Annotated in this window: 15 protein-coding genes; 6 read left to right on the top strand and 9 right to left on the bottom strand. The window is 72.5% G+C overall.

Going from position 1 to position 18,430, the window contains the following annotated elements:
* Positions 1 to 20: 20 nt before the first annotated feature.
* From QA802_RS03480 to QA802_RS03465, 4 genes are all read right to left on the bottom strand, one after another.
* Complete coding sequence (locus tag QA802_RS03480) at positions 21 to 944, bottom strand: sirohydrochlorin chelatase (RefSeq protein ID WP_319165183.1); 924 nt, start codon at positions 942 to 944, stop codon at positions 21 to 23.
* Between the two features lie 188 nt (positions 945 to 1,132).
* Entirely contained in the window at positions 1,133 to 2,140 is a 1,008-nt protein-coding gene (locus tag QA802_RS03475; protein ID WP_334518034.1) for an N-acetylglucosamine kinase, read from the bottom strand.
* On the bottom strand, positions 2,137 to 2,814 hold the full coding sequence (locus QA802_RS03470; protein WP_334518032.1) for a uracil-DNA glycosylase: 678 nt from the start codon (positions 2,812 to 2,814) through the stop codon (positions 2,137 to 2,139). The genes QA802_RS03475 and QA802_RS03470 overlap by 4 nt, the downstream gene beginning before the upstream one ends.
* A 228-nt stretch (positions 2,815 to 3,042) precedes the next feature.
* The gene (locus QA802_RS03465; RefSeq protein ID WP_334518030.1) at positions 3,043 to 4,131 is read right to left on the bottom strand and encodes a WD40/YVTN/BNR-like repeat-containing protein; all 1,089 of its coding nucleotides are present in this window, start codon (positions 4,129 to 4,131) and stop codon (positions 3,043 to 3,045) included.
* A gap of 290 nt (positions 4,132 to 4,421) precedes the next feature.
* Between QA802_RS03465 and QA802_RS03460 the strand changes: the two genes are divergently transcribed.
* Positions 4,422 to 5,003 carry an Rv1733c family protein gene (locus QA802_RS03460; RefSeq protein WP_334518028.1) on the top strand — a complete coding sequence of 194 codons (582 nt, stop codon included), beginning with the start codon at positions 4,422 to 4,424 and terminating at the stop codon, positions 5,001 to 5,003.
* A gap of 299 nt (positions 5,004 to 5,302) precedes the next feature.
* On the opposite strand, the gene QA802_RS03455 is transcribed toward QA802_RS03460, so the two are convergent.
* Entirely contained in the window at positions 5,303 to 6,991 is a 1,689-nt protein-coding gene (locus tag QA802_RS03455; protein ID WP_334518026.1) for an acyl-CoA dehydrogenase family protein, read from the bottom strand.
* Between the two features lie 72 nt (positions 6,992 to 7,063).
* Here QA802_RS03455 and QA802_RS03450 point away from each other — a divergent pair, with 72 nt between their 5' ends.
* Positions 7,064 to 7,822, top strand: a complete 759-nt coding sequence (locus tag QA802_RS03450; RefSeq protein WP_334518024.1) for a PaaX family transcriptional regulator C-terminal domain-containing protein — start codon at positions 7,064 to 7,066, stop codon at positions 7,820 to 7,822.
* A gap of 144 nt (positions 7,823 to 7,966) precedes the next feature.
* On the opposite strand, the gene QA802_RS03445 is transcribed toward QA802_RS03450, so the two are convergent.
* Positions 7,967 to 8,785 (bottom strand): pectate lyase, encoded by an 819-nt coding sequence (locus QA802_RS03445; protein WP_334518022.1) that lies wholly within the window; start codon positions 8,783 to 8,785, stop codon positions 7,967 to 7,969.
* Positions 8,786 to 9,247: 462 nt separating this feature from the next.
* On the opposite strand from QA802_RS03445, the gene QA802_RS03440 reads away from it, so the two are divergent.
* Together QA802_RS03440 and helR are read left to right on the top strand one after the other, a co-directional pair.
* Positions 9,248 to 10,558: an extracellular catalytic domain type 1 short-chain-length polyhydroxyalkanoate depolymerase gene (locus QA802_RS03440; RefSeq protein ID WP_334518020.1), complete on the top strand. Its 1,311-nt coding sequence runs from the start codon at positions 9,248 to 9,250 to the stop codon at positions 10,556 to 10,558.
* Positions 10,559 to 10,806: 248 nt separating this feature from the next.
* Complete coding sequence (gene helR, locus QA802_RS03435) at positions 10,807 to 12,975, top strand: RNA polymerase recycling motor ATPase HelR (protein WP_334518018.1); 2,169 nt, start codon at positions 10,807 to 10,809, stop codon at positions 12,973 to 12,975.
* Between the two features lie 199 nt (positions 12,976 to 13,174).
* Here helR and QA802_RS03430 read toward each other — a convergent pair whose 3' ends face one another.
* Complete coding sequence (locus QA802_RS03430) at positions 13,175 to 14,548, bottom strand: FAD-dependent oxidoreductase (RefSeq protein ID WP_334518016.1); 1,374 nt, start codon at positions 14,546 to 14,548, stop codon at positions 13,175 to 13,177.
* A 178-nt stretch (positions 14,549 to 14,726) separates the two neighbouring features.
* Here QA802_RS03430 and QA802_RS03425 point away from each other — a divergent pair, with 178 nt between their 5' ends.
* Complete coding sequence (locus tag QA802_RS03425; RefSeq protein ID WP_443042255.1) at positions 14,727 to 15,269, top strand: DUF6214 family protein; 543 nt, start codon at positions 14,727 to 14,729, stop codon at positions 15,267 to 15,269.
* 42 nt (positions 15,270 to 15,311) lie between these two features.
* Here QA802_RS03425 and QA802_RS03420 read toward each other — a convergent pair whose 3' ends face one another.
* Positions 15,312 to 15,950: a DUF305 domain-containing protein gene (locus QA802_RS03420; RefSeq protein ID WP_334518014.1), complete on the bottom strand. Its 639-nt coding sequence runs from the start codon at positions 15,948 to 15,950 to the stop codon at positions 15,312 to 15,314.
* 189 nt (positions 15,951 to 16,139) lie between these two features.
* Here QA802_RS03420 and QA802_RS03415 point away from each other — a divergent pair, with 189 nt between their 5' ends.
* A complete protein-coding gene (locus QA802_RS03415) occupies positions 16,140 to 17,642 on the top strand; it encodes an LVIVD repeat-containing protein (protein WP_334518012.1) in 1,503 nt (500 codons plus the stop codon).
* Here the strand turns inward: QA802_RS03415 and QA802_RS03410 are convergent.
* Positions 17,630 to 18,304: a TetR/AcrR family transcriptional regulator gene (locus QA802_RS03410; protein ID WP_334518010.1), complete on the bottom strand. Its 675-nt coding sequence runs from the start codon at positions 18,302 to 18,304 to the stop codon at positions 17,630 to 17,632. The genes QA802_RS03415 and QA802_RS03410 overlap by 13 nt on opposite strands.
* Positions 18,305 to 18,430: the final 126 nt, after the last annotated feature.

The following is an 18,430-nucleotide window of genomic DNA, read 5'->3' as shown; positions in this document are numbered from 1 at the left end:
CCTGGGATGTTCCGGGCGTCTCAGCGGACCGGCGCGCCCTGCTGCTGCGGCGGTGCGATGCCGAGGGCCGTCGTGTACTTGGCCAGCGCGAGCTTGCCGATGGCCGGGTAGGGGCCGAGCGCGTCGGCGGCGGGGCAGCCCGCTTCCTTGGCCGCCTCCTCGATCAGCGTGGCGTCGATCTCCGGGCCGATCAGGTACGGCGCCAACGCCAGCTGCTGGGAGCCGGAGGTGCGCAGCTGCTCGGCGACGGAGGCGATGGAACCCTCCTGGTCGAGAGCGGCGGCCATCACCGGAACGGCGAGACGCGCGGCGAGCAGCATGCCGGTGATGCCGGCGGCCTGCACGGCCTCCTCGCCGCCCACGGAGGCGAGGATGATGCCGTCCGCGGCCGTCGCCACGGTGAACAGCCGGGCGCGGTCCGCGCGGGCCAGACCCGCCTCGGACAGCCGCACGTGCAACGCCTCGGCGAGCAGCGGGTGCGGGCCGAGCACATCGGTCAGCTCGGCCGCGATCCGGCTCTCCATGACGGCCTGGCGGACCTGGCGCAGCAGTGCGCTGTCGGGACCGGCCAGCAGCGGCACGACCACGGCGACCGGGCCGTCGGGCTCCTTGACGTCCAGACCGGCGGCGCGGGCCTGCTCGAAGCGGGCGGTGCGCTCCTCGGCGGCGTACGTCAGCACGGACTGCAGGGTGGGGAACTCGGTGTCGTCCCCGTCGAGGTAGCCGATGCGCGCGTCGAGGCCGGGGAGCTCGGAGCGGGCGATGCTCACGACCTCCTCGGCGAGACCGCGGGTGGCGACGCTCGGCGAGCCCGGCACCGCGAGGACGAGCGCGGGCGCGCCCTCGGGAGCCGCCAGCGGCTCGGGTCGGCGGTGCCGCCCGGGCTGGCGAGGTCGCGGCATTCGTACTGGCAGGCCGGACGCGGGCCCAGTGGGGGAGCTCATGGCGACGCATGTTACTGGCTTCCTGGGCTCCCCTGTTCGGGGAGGGTGCACGTGAGCGGTATCCGTCCGGTTTTGTCTGATGAGTTACGTACGGATCAGAAGTGATCAGCGTGTTTTCCAGGCGACTTGCCCTTGAAGGGGGTAATCCCCCTTTTGGGGCATGACGTACGTTCCCTACGCACGATGCATTACCCGGACGGCAGCACCGACAGCAGCGTCTCCTCACGCGGCAAGCCCAGGGCGCCCGCTGCCAGGCCGGCGGCGACGCGCACGGCGCCGTCCAGCGGATCGCCCTCGGCGGGCACCCGCAGGGCGTGCGGCAGCCGTCTCGCCAGTTCGTCTTCCAGGGGGACGAGGAGGGGGTCGCCCAGGGCGAACAGGCCCCCGGTGAGCGCGATCCGCGGCTCACCCCCCGGCGGGCAGACGGCGGCGGCCGACTCCGCGACATGCCGGGCCGCGGTGTGCAGGATGCCGCCCGCCACCGGGTCGTCCTGCGCGCACTCGGCCACCAGCGGCGCGAACGAGGCGAGGACGGCCGGGCGGTCCGGGCGCGGGTACAGCTGCCCGGGCAGGGCGGCCATCGGGCCGAACCGCTCCTCGGCGCGGGCCGGCAGCGCCGCGGACCCGCCGGGGCGTTGGTCGTGGGCGCGCAGCGCGGCCTCCAGCCCGGCCCGGCCGATCCAGGCGCCGCCCCCGCAGTCGCCCAGCAGATGCCCCCAGCCGTCCGCCTGCTGCCAGGCCGTCAGATCCATGCCGACCGCGATCAGGCCGGTGCCCGCGGCCACCACCGCTCCCGGCCGCATCCCGAGCGCCCCGACATAGGCGGTGACGGCGTCGGCCGCCAGCACGGTCGTACGGACGCCGAACTCCCGCGCCAGGGCGGACGGGAGCTCGGCGCGCAGCGCGGCTCCCAGGGTGGCGAGGCCCGCCACGCCCACGACGGCCGTGGTCGGCGGCGGTGCGCCGGTCTCAGCCGCCAACGCCCTGACCAGCGGAACCAGTTGCTCCATCAGATGCACCGGGTCGATGCCGCGCGCCCCGGTGCGCACGGGCACCGCGGACGAACGCCGGCCCAGAGCGCCCCGTCCGGCCGACCCCAGAGCGACCCGCACTCCCGAACCGCCCGAATCCACGGCGAGGATGCCCGTGCCGGGGCCGGCCGAGGTGCCGGGGCCCGGGTGGGCGCCGGAGGTCACGGCAGACGCCAGTCCACCGGCTGACCCCCTTGCCGGACCAACAGGTCGTTGGCCCTGCTGAACGGGCGTGAACCGAAGAAGCCGCGGTCCGCCGACATCGGGGAGGGGTGCGCGGACTCCACCGACGACAGATCGCCCAGCAGCGGGCGAAGATTGCGGGCGTCGCGGCCCCACAGGATGGACACCAGGGGCTTGCCGCGCGACGCCAGCGCCCGTATCGCCTGCTCGGTGACCTCCTCCCAACCCTTGCCTCGGTGCGCGGCGGGTTTGCGCGGGGACGTGGTGAGCGCCCTGTTGAGCAGCAGCACCCCCTGCCGCGTCCACGGCGTCAGATCGCCGTCGGACGGCTGGGTCACCCCCAGGTCGGTGGTGAGCTCCCGGTAGATGTTGATCAGGCTGCCGGGCAGCGGGCGGACCTCGGGGGCGACCGAGAACGACAGCCCGACCGCGTGCCCGGGCGTCGGGTACGGGTCCTGTCCGACGATCAGGACACGGACGTCGTCGAACGGCTGCTGGAAGGCCCGCAGGACGTTCTGTCCGGCCGGGAGGTAGGTGCGTCCCGCGGCTATCTCCGCGCGCAGGAAGCCGCCCATCTCGGCGATCCTTCCGGCGACGGGCTGAAGGGCCTCGGCCCACCCCGGTTCGACGATCTCATGCAAGGGTCGTGGTGCCACGGCGTCACCCTACTGCCACGCGCGGCGCGGCGATCAACCAGTGGCCAGGGCCTGTTGGACGGAGCGCGCGCATCGTGCCCGGTGCGACATGCCGGGCGGGCGTGCCTCCCGCCGGCGCTCGGGGACGTGCTCGCCGTACCGCCGGTTTCGCGCGCACGGCTCGCCGCGTCGGGGACCCGGAGCCGCCCGGGCCGCCGAGCGCCCGCCCCTGCGCGCGTGCGGTCCGCCTCATCCGATCACCGCGGCTCGCACGCACAGCACGTCCGGCAGGTGCGAGGCCAGCTGCTGCCAGCTGTCCCCGTCGTCCGCGGACGCGAACACCTCGCCGTTGCGGTTGCCGAAGTACACGCCGGCCCGCTCCTCGACGTCGTCGGTGCACAGCGCGTCCCGCAGGACGGTTCCGTAGTGGTCCTCCTGCGGCAGGCCCGCAAAGAGCGGCTCCCAGCTCCTGCCCGCGTCCGCGGTGCGGAAGACCCGGCAGCGGCGGTCGGCCGGGACCCGGTCCGCGTCGGCGTTGATCGGGAACACGTACGCCGTGTCACCGCGGGACGGGTGTGCGGCGACGGCGAAGCCGAAGGTGGAGGGCAGACCGGGGCCGATGTCGTGCCACTCCCCGCCCGCGTCGTCGCTCCGGTAGACCCCCCAGTGGTTCTGGAGGTAGAGGCGGTCCGGGTTCGCCGCGTCTCGCGCGACCTTGTGCACGCACTGGCCGAACTCCGGGTTCGGGTCGGGCAGGAACACCGCGGAGACACCCGAGTTGGCGGGGGCCCAGTTCGCCCCGCCGTCGGCCGTGCGGAACACTCCCGCCGTCGACACGGCCACCGTCACCGATCGCGGGTCGCGCCGGTCGGTGAGGATCGTGTGCAGCCCTTCCCCGCCGCCGCCCGGCACCCACTGGGAGCGTGTCGGGTGTTCCCACAGCGGGCGGACCAGTTCGAAGCTCTCACCGCGGTCCTGCGAGCGGTAGAGCGCAGCCGGCTCGGTGCCCGCGTAGACCACGTCCGGCTCGGCCGCCGCCGGATGCAGCTGCCACACCCGCTCCAGCGAGGCCCCGGTGTCCTGAGGGAACTTGACGGCCGGCGCGGCCGGTTCGGTCCATGTCCGGCCCAGGTCGTCGGAGTGGAACACCGACGGCCCCCACTGCGCGCTGTCGCCGCCGGCGAGCAGCCGAGGGAGGTCGCCGCGGGTGTCGAGGGCGACCGAGTAGATCGCCTGTGCGTTGAAATAGGGGGCTTCGTCGAACTCCCACGCGCCACCGCGCCGACGCCCCACGAACAGGCCTTTGCGCGTGCCCACGGCGAGCAGTACCTCGGTCATGCCGATCACCTCCGCTGCGTTTCGGACGCCTTCGTCCTCGACACCGCCAGTCTGCACCCCGCCACTGACAGTCACCTCCCGGAACGCCGTCGCCGCAGGTCACAGCGGCCCGGGCGGCTTCTGAGCGCAAAAATTCGGCCTTCCTTGCCGGGACACCTGGCGGGCAGGCCGGGAGCGGGCCCAGGGCGGGCGCGGGGACTCGCCCTGAGCTCGTCCTGAGCAGCGGGCCCGCCCGCCCCGTATGGGAGGGCGGCCGGGATGTACAGGTGCTCATGAGGAGGATGCCTTCGATGGCGTTCCGTGGTCCGAAGGTGTGGCTGTGGCGCTGGCGGCGCAACCCGCTCAAGCGCCGCGCCGACATGGTGGAGTCCTGGGCGCTGCTCGGCGTGTGGGCGCTGACCGTACTCGCCGGCGTCCTGGCGGGAGCGGCGACCGCGGGGTCCGTCGAGGACTCGCTCGCGCGCGAGCGCGTCGAGTGGCGGCCCCTGACGGGCCGTCTGACCGACCGGGCACCCGGCAAGCCCGCCGCCGGCGGGTCCGCGAGCGGCGACCGTGTGTGGGCGAAGGCGGGCTGGACGGGGCCGGACGGCTCCGCGCACACCGGCCAGGTCAGGGTCGGCCCCGGCAGTGCCGCCGGCACGCCCGTCACGGTCTGGACGGACCCCCGGGGCCGCATGGTGACCGAACCCGTCAGCGCCGCCCAGGCCAGACTGCGCGGGTCCCTCGTCGGCGGCGTGGCGGGCCTCGGCGTGGCGGCGCTGCCCTTCGCGGGTGGCCGGGTCCTGCGCGGCCGCCTGGAGCGCCGCAGGGTCGCTCAGTGGGACATCGACTGGGCCCGCTTCGACGCCCTGCGCGGACGTCCGGCGAGCTGACCCGCCGACGGGGCGGCTCCCCGCGTTGCCGGACGGCCCGCACAAGGGGGTCCCGCACCGGCTGCTTCGCCGCCCCGGCGGCGACGGCCGCGACGCGACGGCCGGGCGGGAACGGGGGCGCCCCGTCCATGCGGACCGCGGCGCGGCGACCGCCGTCGCGTCTGCCTCGACGGTGCGCGGCGCCGGGAGGCGTCCCCTCGTACACCCGCCCGTCCTGGTGCACCGCGCCGTACAAGGAGCGCCGACCGATCACGAGTCGGCACCACGTCACTGAAGACGAAGCGGAATCGAGCGACGACTCACAGGCGAGGGGAACCGGCCGGAAGGCTTCGCTCGAGGATTCCGCCGAGATCGGCGCCGTCCGGGAGCGTGCCGAAGGCGTGTCCCCAGTCGCCGCCCAGCCGGGTCGCGCAGAAGGCGTCGGCGACGGCCGGCGGGGCGTACCGGACGAGGAGGGAGCCCTGGAGGATGAGGGCCATCTGCTCGACCAGCCGGCGGGCGCCGGCCGGGGTCGCCTCGCCCAGCCGGGTGCGCAGCCGTGCGACGGCCGCGTCGAGCCGGGCGTCCGCCCCGCGCGCCAGGGCGAGTTCGCCGAACAGGGCTTCCGCGGTCGCCGGCTCGCGGGTCAACGCCCGCAACACGTCGAGGGCGTTGACGTTGCCCGAGCCCTCCCAGATCGACAGCAGGGGCGCTTCGCGGTAGTGCCGGGGCATGCCCGAGTCCTCCACGTAGCCGTTGCCGCCGAGACACTCCAGGGCCTCTGCGGTGAAGGCGGGCCCCCGCTTGGTCACCCAGTACTTGCCGACGGCGGTCGCGATCCGCCGGAAGGCCTGCTCACCGCTGTCTCCGCGCACCGCGCGGTCGGCCGCGCCCGCCAGCCGCAGCGTGAGCGTGGTGGCGGCCTCCGACTCCAGCGCCAGATCGGCCAGGACGTTGCGCATCAACGGCTGGTCGAGCAGCCGCGCCCCGAACGCGCTGCGGTGGCGCACATGATGCCCCGCCTCGACGAGCGTCTTGCGCATCAGCGTCGCCGACATCATCACGCAGTCCAGCCGTGTGCAGTTGACCATCTCGATGATGGTCTTGACGCCCTGCCCCTCCGGCCCGACCAGCCACGCGACGGTCCCGTCGAACTCGGGTTCCGAGGACGCGTTGGAACGGTTGCCGAGTTTCTGCTTCAGCCGCTGGACGCGGAACGCGTTGCGCGTGCCGTCGGGCAGCACGCGCGGCACGAGAAAGCAGGACAGGCCGTCGGGCGCCTGCGCCAGAACCAGGAACAGATCGCACATCGGCGCCGACGTGAACCACTTGTGCCCGCGCAGGGTGTACAGCCCGGGCTCGGCCGTCGGAGTGGCCGCGGTCGTGTTCGTGCGGACGTCGGAGCCGCCCTGCTTCTCGGTCATCCCCATCCCGGCGAGCAGCCCGCGCTTCTCGGCGGGCGGCCGCAGCCCCGGGTCGTACACACGGCTGGTGAGCAGCGGCTCGTAGACGGCGGCCAGCTCCGGCCGGCGGCGCAGCGCCGGGACGGCCGCGTACGTCATCGACGCGGGACAGCCGTGCCCGGCGTCCGTGTGCCCCCACGCGAGGCAGCCCGCCGTGCGCGCCACATGGGCGCCGGGCCGGTCGTCGGCCCAGGGCGCCCCGGCCAGCCCTTCGGCGACCGCGACCCGCATCAGCTCGTGCCAGCTCGGATGGAAGTCGACCTCGTCGACGCGATGGCCGTACCGGTCGTGCGTACGCAGCACGGGCTCATGCCGGTTGGCCAGCTCGCCCCACTCCTGCGCCTCGACGCCGCCGGCCAGCAGGCCGATCCGGCGTACGTCCGCCTCCGCCCACCCAGCGCCCTCCCGGCCCAGTCCCTCCAGCAGGGCGGCGTCGTCGGCCGCGTCGTACGGAGCGAGCGGCGGCGGCTGATTGGTGACCTCGTGCGTCACCTGGGACGAGAGAGTCGGGCTCTGGCTCTGGCTATGGGCGAGTGTCTGGGACATGCACCTATGTTGCACTTATCTGACAGTCGCAGCAATAGTGCAACATGCGCGACCCACGTACAGTACGGCCTTATGCGGATCAACGTGTCGGCGCAGTCCGGCGAGGTCGAGGTCGATCTGCCCCCGCTGTCCGCGCGGTCGGTGGTCCTCAGCCTGCTGCTGGGCACGCACCCGCCCGAGCTGGCCGCGAAGGATCTGGTGCGCGGGGTGGAGCCGTTCGGCGTCGGCGGCTCGACGGTGCGGGCGGCGCTGAGCCGGATGGTCGCCGCGGGAGATCTGCGCCGGGCGGACGGCGTCTACCGGCTGAGCGAGCGGTTGGTGGAGCGTCAACGACGTCAGGACGACGCCCTGCACCCGGACACGCGCGCCTGGGACGGCGACTGGGAAATGGCCGTGATCACCGCGACCGGTCGCGGCCCGGCCGAACGCGCCGAACTGCGCACCCGGCTGAGTGCCCTGCGGCTCGCCGAGCTCCGTGAGGGCGTCTGGCTGCGACCCGCGAATCTGAGCCGGTCCTGGCCCGCGGAACCGGACGCCGTTCTGCAGCACTTCGTCACGCGGCCCGTGACGCCCGCCCGCGACCTGGCCGTGAGTCTGTGGCCGCTCGGTGCGTGGGCGCGGACGGCCCGGGGTCTGCTGGCCCACGTCGAACGGGCGCGGAGGCCGGCCGACCGGTTCACGGCCCTCGCGGCGGCGGTGCGGCATCTGCTGGCCGACCCGGTGCTGCCCGCCGCGCTCCTGCCCGCCGACTGGCCGGGTCCGGTCCTGCGCACCGCCTACGAGCGGTACCGGCGCGAGCTCGTCGCCACGGTGTCCGGGCCGGGCCGATGAGACGCCGATGGCTGCCGAAAGACGCCGCTGACGCCGCTGGACGCCGTCGGATGCCGATAGGCGGGGCGGCCGTGCGAAGCGTAGTGCGGGGACGCTTCGTACGGCCGCCGTCTCGCCGTGGGGGGCTGTGCGGGCCCGGCGGGCCTACCTGTAGGTGATGTCGGACGACGAGTACTTGCAGTACGTGCCGTCCGCGTTGCTGCCGTTGGTGGTCGGCTCCTTGCCGGTGTTGTTGCCGATGTACTTCTGGCAGGGGGTGATCTTCTTGCTGCTGTCCCCGATGATGGTGATCTTCTTGAGGGTGGCGCTGTCGCCGTAGTTGGTGTTGATGCCGACGAGCTTGTTGCCCTTGTACGTCGCCTCGATGGTGTTGAGATTGATCGTGCGCTTGTACTGGCCGCTCTTGCAGTTGCCGCAGCTGCGCACGAAGGTCCCGAAGTTCTTCACGGCGAAGTTGGAGACGTTCAGCGTGCCGCCGCCGTTGAACTGGAACACCTTGTCGCTGGCCTCCTTCGCCCCACCGCCGGAGACGGTGTAGACGTTGGACGACGAGGAGCCGAGGAAGGTCGCCGCGTCCTCGCCGACGTCCTCCCACCAGACGTTCTGCAGGGTGCAGCTGCCGAGGCAGTGGATGCCGTCGGCGGCGGGCGCGCCGATGATGACGTTCTTCAGGACGGCGCCGGGCTTGAGCTCCAGGATCGGGTCCTGGTCCTCGTTCTGGCCACCGCTGCCGAGGTCGCCGCTGCCGTAGAGGCGCTGCATCCCGTAGTCCTTGGTGCCGGAGACCGAGATGGTGGCGGTCACCGGCTTGCTGCTGGTGGGGGTGGGCCAGGTGGCGGCGGCCGCGGGGGTGAGCGCCCCACTAGTCATGATCATGCCAACCGTAAGGCCGATGGCGGCCAGCCCTCCGGTGAGTGCGCGCCCGGGGACGCGAAGTGGTGCGGAACTTGCCGGTGAAGTCATGTCCCGATGCCTTCTTCCAAGCGGTGAGGAGGATCAAGTACGTGAATGACTTACGAGACTCTGAACAATCTGATCGAACAGTGCGCCCTGTGTGGGGTCCAGTTGAGCGGCTCGGTCACACTGCTGAACGGAACGTAGGGGGCAAGCGCTTTCTAGTCAACGTCTCGCGCAGAACGTGTTCCGGTCACCGGGGCTCTCCCCGGCCAAGTCGCGACGTCGCGCGGTAGCTGGCGTGGGAGCGCTTCCATGACAGGCATGTGCATGCCACCATGCGAGGCGGGTCCACCCCGGAACCTCCCAGCGGGGGCCGGCGAGCGTGGCCTGACGCCGCCATTGGCAGCCGGAGCCGTCGACCGGGCGGACCCGCTCTGCCGAGCCCGCCCGCTGTCTCCGCTTCGCCGTCCGCTTCTCGCGCACCTCGTACGACGTCCCCCCGAGCCGCTACCAGAAAGGGACAGCCACATGATCGATCGGGTCACCTCCCTCGGCAGGGCGCTGCGCCCCCTGTTAGGCGCCCTGCTGCTCCTGTTCACGGCCGCCGTCCTCACCGCTCCCGCCGCCTCCGCGGCGCCGCGGGCGGCCGCGCCGGTGCCACCGGCCACGCTGACCGAGGTCACCGGCTTCGGCGCCAACCCCAGCAACCTCCAGATGTACGTCTACGCGCCGGCCAACGTCACCGCGCACCCGGCCGTGCTCGTCGCGGTGCACTGGTGCGGAGGGTCCGGGCCCGCGATGCACTCCGGCACCGAGTACGCCCAACTGGCCGACCGGTACGGGTTCGTGATCGTGTACCCGTCCGTCACCCGCAGCAGCAAGTGCTTCGACGTCTCGTCGCCGCAGGCGCTCAGGCGCGGAGGCGGCAGCGACCCCGTCGGCGTCAAGTCGATGATCGACTGGGTGACCGCCGCGTACGCGGCCGACACCGCCCGCGTCTACGCCACCGGCATCTCCTCCGGCGCGATGATGACCAACGTCCTGCTCGGCGACTACCCCGACGTGTTTGCCGCAGGGTCCGCCTTCTCCGGAGTCCCCTTCGGCTGCTTCGCCACGGCCGACGGCTCCGAGTGGAACAGCGCCTGCTCCGGCGGCACCGTCGTGCACACCGCGCGGGAATGGGGCGACCTCGTCCGGGGGGCCTACCCCGGCTACACCGGGCCCCGGCCGCGCATGCAGGTGTGGCACGGCACCGAGGACGACGTGCTGCGCTACCCCAACTTCGGCGAGGAGATCAAGCAGTGGACCGACGTCCGGGGCGTGAGCCAGACCCCGGCCGCCACCGACTCGCCCGCCTCCGGCTGGACCCGCACCCGCTATGGCGGCACCGGTGACCAGGCCCCGGTCGAGGCCGTCAGTCTGCAGGGCGTCGGGCACAACCTGTACGCCTGGGGCATGGCCGCCCGGGTGCTGACCTTCTTCGGCCTGGACTCCGCCGGGCCCACTCCGGAACCGCAGCCCACCGGGTGCAAGGTGACCGCGACGACCAACGCCTGGAACGCCGGTCTGACCGCCTCCGTGACCCTCACCAACACCGGGTCGAGTGGGATCGACGGCTGGCGGCTCGGCTTCACGCTGCCTTCAGGCCAGACCATCACCAACGGCTGGGGCGCCACGTACGCGCCGGTCACCGGAGCGGTCACGGCCACCAACGCGAGCTACAACGCAACCCTCGCCGCCGGTGCGAGCGTCACCATCGGCTACCAGGCCGATCACACCGGAAACAGCGCGGCACCAGGCGTATTCACGCTCAACGGTGCTTCCTGCACACGGAGTTGACCTCTCCGGGGCGGCCGGCGCTCCCGGCCGCCCCGGGGCCCGCGTACGATCGCGGAAGTCCGGCGCCCTGGCCGGAACCCTGGCCGACGAGGCAAAAAAGAAGTGGCACGGAGGAAACACCACTCCTTGCCACTCTCAATGTATAGCGCACCCCGGGGCTTGCGGCAAGGCCCCCGTCGTCCCGCAGAATCGCAGGCCGAGGCCCGAACCTGCGGAAATGAGTGATCTACGAAGTGCATGTCGACCACATGACCCCCTCGACCGCCGGCGCGTTCGACCTTCCCGACCGGCTGTCCGCCAAAGCCGACCCGAAGCTGATCGCCCGCGACGAGCAGCACTTCGCGGCGATCGCGGAGAGCCTCGAGCAGACGATCGCCGAACTCTCCGCCCGTCTCGACGCCGAGCGCCGCGCCCCCGGCGGCCTCGGCCGGGAGGCGATGGACCGCGACCAGGAGATCCACCGGCTCACGGGCCGGCTGCGCTCCCTGAACCGCTTCGGCCTGGACCTGTGCCTCGGCCACATGGTCGCCGCCGACGACCCCGAGCCCCTGTACGTCGGACGGATCGGGCTCACCGACGACACGGGCCGCCGGCTGCTGATCGACTGGCGTTCGCCTGCGGCCGAGCCGTTCTTCGCGGCCACCCACGCCGACCCGATGGGCCTGGTGAGCCGCCGCCGCTACCGGTGGACCCGCGGCCGGATCAGCGACTACTGGGACGAGGTGTTCACCGCCGACGGGCTCGAAGGGCACGCCGCACTCGACGACCAGTCCGCCTTCATCGCCAGTCTGGGCGGTCGGCGGTCGGGCCGGATGCGCGACGTGCTCGCCACCATCCAGGCCGACCAGGACGCCGTCATCCGCGCCGGCTCGCGGGGCGCGCTCGTCGTCGACGGGGGGCCGGGCACCGGGAAGACCGTCGTGGCCCTGCACCGCTCGGCCTACCTCCTCTACTCCGACCCCCGCCTCGGGCACCGTCGGGGCGGTGTGCTGTTCGTCGGCCCGCACCGGCCCTACCTGGCCTATGTGGCCGACGTCCTGCCGAGTCTCGGCGAGGAGGGCGTGCAGACGTGCGTCCTGCGCGACCTCGTCGCCGAGGGCGCCGACGCGGCGGTCGACGCCGACCCGACGGTGGCCCGGCTGAAGTCGTCCGCGGACATGGTGAAGGCGATCGAGACGGCCGTCCGGTTCTACGAGTCGCCGCCGACGGAGGGGATGACGGTCACCGTCTCGGATGCCGACGTCCGGCTCAGCGCCGACGACTGGGCCGAGGCGTTCGACGCGCCGCCGCCGGGCACTCCCCACAACGAGGCACGCGACCTGATCTGGGAGGAACTGGTCACGATCCTGCTGGACAAGCACGGCGGCGACGTCGCACCGGAGCTGTTCCGCAAGGCGCTGCGGCACGACCGCGAACTGGTCGGCGCCCTCAACCGGGCGTGGCCGCTGCTGGAAGCGGCCGACCTGGTGGGCGATCTGTGGTCGGTGCCCGCCTATCTGCGGATGTGCGCCCCCTGGCTCACCCCCGACGAGGTGCGCGCGCTGCAACGGGCGGATCCCCAGGCCTGGACGGTGTCCGACCTGCCGCTCCTGGACGCGGCGCACCAGCGGCTCGGCGACCCGAAGGAGGCCCGGCGCAAGGTCCGGCACAAGGCCGTTCTCGCCGCCCAGCGCGAGCGCATGACGCAGGTCGTCGACAACCTGATCGCGGCCGTGGCCGACTCCGGAGCCGACGGTGACGACGGCGAAGGCCTGGTGACCATGCTGCGCGGCGAGGACGCCCAGGTCAGCCTGGTCGACGAGAGCGAACTGTCCACCGCGGACCCGGACCTGCTGGCCGGCCCGTTCGCGCACATCGTGGTCGACGAGGCGCAGGAGCTGACCGACGCGGAATGGCAGATGCTGTTGCTGCGCTGCCCCTCGCGGAGTTTCACCATCGTCGGGGACCGCGCCCAGGCCCGGCACGGATTCACGGAGTCCTGGCAGGAACGGCTCGAGCGGATCGGGCTCGACCGGATCAGCGTGGCGTCGCTGACCGTCAACTACCGGACCCCGGAGGAAGTGATGGCGGAGGCCGAACCGGTCATCCGGGCCGCGCTTGTGGACGCCAACGTCCCGACCTCCGTCCGCAGCAGCGGCGTCCCGGTCGCCCATGGAGACGTGTCGGAGCTGGAGCCCATCCTCCAGGCCTGGCTCGCCGAGCACGACGACGGGATCGCCTGCGTCATCGGCGACCCCGCGTTCCGTTCGACCTCGCGGGTGCGGTCGCTGACGCCGGAGCTGTCGAAGGGGCTCGAGTTCGATCTGGTCGTCCTGATCGACCCGGAGACCTTCGGGACGGGCGTCGAGGGCGCGGTCGACCGCTACGTCGCGATGACCCGGGCCACCCAGCGCCTGGTCGTCCTCACGAGCTCCTGACGCGGCCGGCCGCCGCCCACGGTCACGAGCGTGCCGTGACCGCGGTGCCCGCCGAAGAACGTTGGCGCGGTGCCCGCCGAAGGGACGCGACCGGAGTGTTCACCGGGAGAGCATGACCGGAGTGTTCACCGAGGGGGCGGCCGGCGGTGCTCACCGAGGGGGCGGGATCCGCGGTCCGAGAGGGCGGGACTCGCGGTGCTCACAGCAGGGGCGGCGGGTCCTGGACGTCGACGGCGGCGGCCGGGCCCGCCGCCGCCCGCAGCGACGGCCAGTCCGGCAGCTTGACCCTCCCGCGCCCCAGCGAGGCCCCCAGTTCGGCCTCGGCCCGCTCGATCGCCAGCCAGCCCGCCCACTCGACGGGCTCGGCCCCGGCGGCCCGCAGCAGCGCGAGCGGGTCGCCGGGCAGCTCCCGTCGCACGAGGGCGGGGGCGTCCGCCAGCAGGGACGTCGCCGTCTCCTTCGCGCACGGCCGGTTGGTGCCGATGACACCGGTCGGGCCGCGTTTGATCCAGCCCGCCACGTACTCGCCCGGCGCGACCGCACCGTCGCGCACCACCCGTCCGGCCAGATGCGGCACGGTGCCGTGCCCGGCGTCGAACGGCAGGCCCTCCAGCGGGGCGCCCCGATAGCCCACCGACCGCAGCACCAACTGCGCCGGGACGTCCTCGTACCGGCCGGTGCCGGAGACCCCGCCGTGTCCGTCCGGCGTCGTCCGCTCGAACCGCACCACGCCCGACCGGCCGCCCACGGCGCGCAGTTCGACGGGCCGAAGGAAGAACCGCAGCCGGATGCGCCGTCGGGCGCCACGGGTCGGCGACGCCGCCCAGCCGCGCAGCACCTCCACATTGCGGCGCTGCGCCGGCGCAAGCCCGGAGGGGTCCCCGTACGCCGGGTCGAGCGCCAGTTCCGCCTCGTCGACGACGACCTCGGCATCCGGCAACGTGCCCAGCTCCCGCAGCTCCTTGGTGGTGAACCGGGCCTGCGACGGGCCGCGCCGCCCGGCCATGTGGATCTCGCGCACCTGACTCGCCTCGAACGCGGCCAGGGCCGCCTGGGGCATGTCGGTGGCGCTCAGCTCGGCAGCGCCCCGCGCCAGGATCCGGGTGACGTCCACCGCGACGTTGCCGACCCCCACCACCACGGCCGAGTCGACGCCGTGCAAAAACCGTGCGGGGACGGCGTCCGGGTGGGCGCTGTACCAGGAGACGAACTCCGTCGCCGACCAGCTGCCGGGCAGTTCCTCGCCGGGGATGCCGAGGTGCCGGTCGGTCGCGGCGCCGACGCAGTACACGACCGCGTGGTAGAGCTCGCGCAGCCGGGCCGTGGGCACTCCGTCCGCGCCGACGCGTACGCCGCCGAGGAAACGGACGTGTTCGTGCTCGAGCACGGCGCGCAGGTTCTGCTGCAGGGACTTGATCTTCTCGTGGTCGGGGGCGACGCCGTACCGCACCAGCCCGTAGGGGCAGGGCAGGCGGTCCAGGACGTCGACGAGTACGTCCGGGTCCAGCTGGACCAGGCTCTGGGCGGTGTAGACACCACTCGGCCCGGAGCCGACGACGGCGACACGGAGCACGGCGGAACTCCTAACCCCGGAGGCCGGAGGAGATTCGCTGGTGCCTCCAGCATCGCACCGGTACGGCTCCGCTGACAGGGTGCCGCGCCGTCGCGCCGCACGCGTGTCCGTTCGTATGCAAAGTGATCATGCGGTTACGTTGCGTATGTGCTAGAAGCATCGTTTCTTAATCTTTCTGATCGCTCCGCCGAGGACGGCACGGTGTCCGTGTGGCCCGCAGGTCCAGGAGGGGGGAGGCGCCACTTCCTGGACCCACGTCCGGCTGTCGTTCACCGATGGTGCGCGTGTCGACCTGCTCGCCGTCGTCTGCGAGGGCCGGGTCTCCATCGAGGACGTCCGGGCCCGTCCCGCCCTCTCGCTCGTCGACCTGACCCTGCTCGCGGACTGGATCGAGGGACCCCTCTTCGACGGGCCCGACGAAGACGAGGACGAGGGCGAAGGCGAGGACGGAAGCGAGGGCGAAGGGGGCGTGGGCTGCCCGGCGGCGGCCGGGCACCGCGCCGAGGAGCCCTTCGGGTCCCGCCGGGCCCGCCCGGTCTGGCCGCGCGGCGTCGAGGGGCGGTGGCTGGCGGCGCAGGAGTACCGCGCGGCCCAGGAGGCGGGGGCGGACCCCGTCCTCGCGGTCATGTGCGCGACGGGGCACAGCAGACGCCGGTCGCTGCGGCTGATCGCCCAGGCGCGCGACGCCGGATACCTGACGCCGCGGCACGCCCGGCGCTGAGCGTCATGTCCCGGTACTCGGTACTCGGTGCGTCGGGAGGCGTCAGCGCATCCCGTTCATCCGCGTGATCTCGCTCGTCTGCTGCGCGATCACGTCGTCCGCCATCTCCTCGACCCGTACGTTGTTGCCCTGCGCCTTGACGTCCGTGGCCATGGTGAGCGCACCCTCGTGGTGAGTGATCATCAGGTTGAGGAAGAGCGTGTCGAACGCCTTTCCGCGGGCCGCCCGCAGTGCGGTCAGCTGGGCCGCGGTCGCCATCCCGGGCATCGCCGCGTGGGTGTGGCCGCCGCCCGTCGTTTTCTGGCCATGAGTCGTGAGCCAGCCCTCCATGGCCTTGATCTCCGGCCCCTGTGCCGCGGAGATGCGCAGGGCGAGGCGTTTGACGTCCCCCGACGCGGCACGGTCCGGTACGAGTTCGGTCATCTCCAGGGCCTGGGCGTGGTGTTCGATCATCTTCCGCACGTAGGACACGTCGGCCGAGTTGGGTGTGTCGTCGTCGGCGCGCTGCTCGGCCGCGTCCTGCGCCGAGAGGGTGCGGTTCGCCTCGCCCGGCTTGCCCGGCGCGATCAACGAAGGGCCGCTGACCGCGCCCGACCCGGTCTCCGTCCCCGAGTCGCAGCCCGCGAGAGCCAGGGCGAGGAGCAGCGAGGCGGACACGAGGGGCACGCGGCGGACGAGCACAACGACCTCCTGGAGCAGGCGAGTCGAGGGCGGGTCCGCCCCCGTCCGGATTCATGCACCGCAGACAGCACCGCCGAACCGATTCATTCATGACGAGTGCATTGCCGGCCCTTGATATGTGCATGATGAAGACGATACTTCGGAGCACCGTGAACCGTTCCCGCGCGAACGGTACCTAGGGAGGATGCAGTGACCCTGTCGAACGATCCTCGAACGCGACGCAGACGGTGGAAAGCCGCCGCCGCCTGCACCGGGCTCCTGGCCGCGCTGCTGACGGCGGTTCCGGCGGCCGCGACCCCCGACCCGGGGGACGGCCCCGCCACCGGGCAGGAGGTGACCCGCGACGCCAGGACCCAGGCGAGCGCCGCGATCGCCGCCGGCGAGATACCCGGACAGGACGAGATCGTCCACTCCGACAACATCCGGCACCTGACGAACATCCCCAAGGACGTCCTGCCGGGCACCAATTCGGACCTGGCCTTCCAGGGCCGGTACGCCTTCGCCGGAAACTACGACGGCTTCCGCATCTTCGACATCGCCAACCCGAAGGCGCCGAAGACCGTGGCCCAGGTGCTCTGCCCCGGCTCGCAGAACGACGTCTCCGTCTCGGGCGACCTGCTCTTCCTGTCGACCGACTCCTCGCGCAGCGACAGCAGTTGCAACAGCACCACGCAGCCGGTCACCGAGAAGTCCTCGTGGGAGGGCATGAAGGTCTTCGACATCAGCGACAAGAGGAACCCGAAGTACGTCGCCGCCGTCGAGACCGCGTGCGGTTCGCACACCCACACCCTGGTGCCCGAGCGCAAGAACGTCTACGTCTACGTCTCCTCGTACTCGCCCAACGCCGCCTACCCCGACTGCATGCCGCCGCACGACGGCATCTCCGTCATCAAGGTGCCGCGCAACGCGCCGGAGAAGGCCGCGGTCGTCGGCTTCCCCGTGCTGTTCCCCGGCGAGGGCCCGGACGGCGGCGGCAACCCGGGCGGTCCGACGAACCCCGGCGTCTCCAAGACGACCGGCTGCCACGACATCACCGTGCTCCCGGAGAAGGACCTGGCGGCCGGCGCCTGCATGGGCGACGGCATCCTGTTCTCCATCAGGGACCCGGAACACCCCAAGGTCATCGACCGGGTGCAGGACAACGTCAACTTCGCCTTCTGGCACTCGGCCACCTTCAACCAGAAGGCGAACAAGGTCGTCTTCACCGATGAGCTGGGCGGCGGCGGCGCGGCCACCTGCGACGCGGCGACCGGCCCCACCCGCGGCGCCGACGGCATCTACGACATCACCGGAAAGGGCGACAAGCGCAAACTCGTCTTCCGCAGCTACTACAAGATCCCGCGCCACCAGGCGGCCACCGAGAACTGCGTCGCCCACAACGGCTCGCTGATCCCGGTCAAGGGCAAGGACCTCATGGTCCAGGCCTGGTACCAGGGCGGCGTCTCCGTCTGGGACTTCACCGACTCGGCGAAGCCCAGGGAGATCGCCTACTTCGAGCGCGGTCCGCTGAGCACCACGACCCTGCAGACCGGCGGCGCGTGGTCGGCGTACTACTACAACGGCTACATCTACTCGAACGACATCGCCAAGGGCTTCGACGTGCTCAAGCTCAGCGACCGGCGCACGGATCCGGCCGGGCGTGTCCATCTGCGCGAGCTCAACGTCCAGACCCAGCCGGACTACTTCGACTGATCGCCGGGCGCCGGGCCGGTCGCGAAGAACCGCGACAGATCGGCGCCGCACCCCCCGCCGGGCGCCTCGGCGTCCGGCGGGACCCCCAGCTCCCGGTCGAGCCCGTAGCGCGCGAAGAGCTCGGCGCGCAGCGTCGTCAGCGGCAACGGCGCATTCGGCAGGACCATCGCGTAGACCGCGCCCATCAACTGGGAGCGCAGCAGCGGATAGTCGTGGTCGAGGTCCTGCGCCCCATGCCGGGCCGCGGTCTCCCGCAGCAGCTCGGCCAGCCGCTGCTGCTCCGGGCACTGCACGAAGCCCTCGGCCTGCAGCAGCCCCGCCATGTGCTGGCGCATCAGGACGGTACGGTCCCGGGCCAGCCCCATGATCGCGTCGATGGCCCGCGCCATCCGCTCCCGGCCGTCCTCGGTGTGCGGCTCGCGCTCCAGCGCCTCCTCCAGCGTCCGGTGCATCAGCCGGTGCACCGCCGACTGCACCAGCTGCCGCTTGCCGGGGAAGTAGTACGACACCAGACCGCGCGCCGAGCCGGCCCGGTCCGCGATGTCGCCGAGCGTGGTCGCCTCGTAACCTTGCTCGCCCACCAGCTCCACCGCCGCCTGCAGGAGCCGCTCCCGGGAACGCCGCCGCAATTCTTCATTGACCGAGGCGCTGCGCGGGGACATCCTGTAACTCCTGTGTTGACTGGCTGTCAGTCAACTATACTCAGGGCGTCCCGGTCGCTCCGGCGGAGCGTACCGGGCCGGTGCCTGCTCTGGGCGACGCGGGGGATCGTCCAGAGTGGGCGCGCT

This window comes from Streptomyces sp. B21-105 (assembly GCF_036898465.1).
Classification (GTDB): Bacteria; Actinomycetota; Actinomycetes; order Streptomycetales; family Streptomycetaceae; genus Streptomyces.
The sequence above is the reverse complement of the archived record's forward strand: the minus strand, read 5'-3'. Positions and strand labels throughout refer to the sequence as shown.

Excerpts from the sequence above, each read along its gene's own strand:
- QA802_RS03480 (WP_319165183.1), bottom strand. The coding sequence starts at position 944 with ATGAGCTCCCCCACTGGGCCCGCGTCCGGCCTGCCAGTACGAATGCCG.
- QA802_RS03465 (WP_334518030.1), bottom strand. The coding sequence starts at position 4,131 with ATGACCGAGGTACTGCTCGCCGTGGGCACGCGCAAAGGCCTGTTCGTG.
- QA802_RS03460 (WP_334518028.1), top strand. The coding sequence starts at position 4,422 with ATGGCGTTCCGTGGTCCGAAGGTGTGGCTGTGGCGCTGGCGGCGCAAC.
- QA802_RS03455 (WP_334518026.1), bottom strand. The coding sequence starts at position 6,991 with ATGTCCCAGACACTCGCCCATAGCCAGAGCCAGAGCCCGACTCTCTCG.
- QA802_RS03450 (WP_334518024.1), top strand. The coding sequence starts at position 7,064 with ATGCGGATCAACGTGTCGGCGCAGTCCGGCGAGGTCGAGGTCGATCTG.
- QA802_RS03445 (WP_334518022.1), bottom strand. The coding sequence starts at position 8,785 with ATGACTTCACCGGCAAGTTCCGCACCACTTCGCGTCCCCGGGCGCGCA.
- QA802_RS03440 (WP_334518020.1), top strand. The coding sequence starts at position 9,248 with ATGATCGATCGGGTCACCTCCCTCGGCAGGGCGCTGCGCCCCCTGTTA.
- helR (WP_334518018.1), top strand. The coding sequence starts at position 10,807 with ATGACCCCCTCGACCGCCGGCGCGTTCGACCTTCCCGACCGGCTGTCC.
- QA802_RS03410 (WP_334518010.1), bottom strand. The coding sequence starts at position 18,304 with ATGTCCCCGCGCAGCGCCTCGGTCAATGAAGAATTGCGGCGGCGTTCC.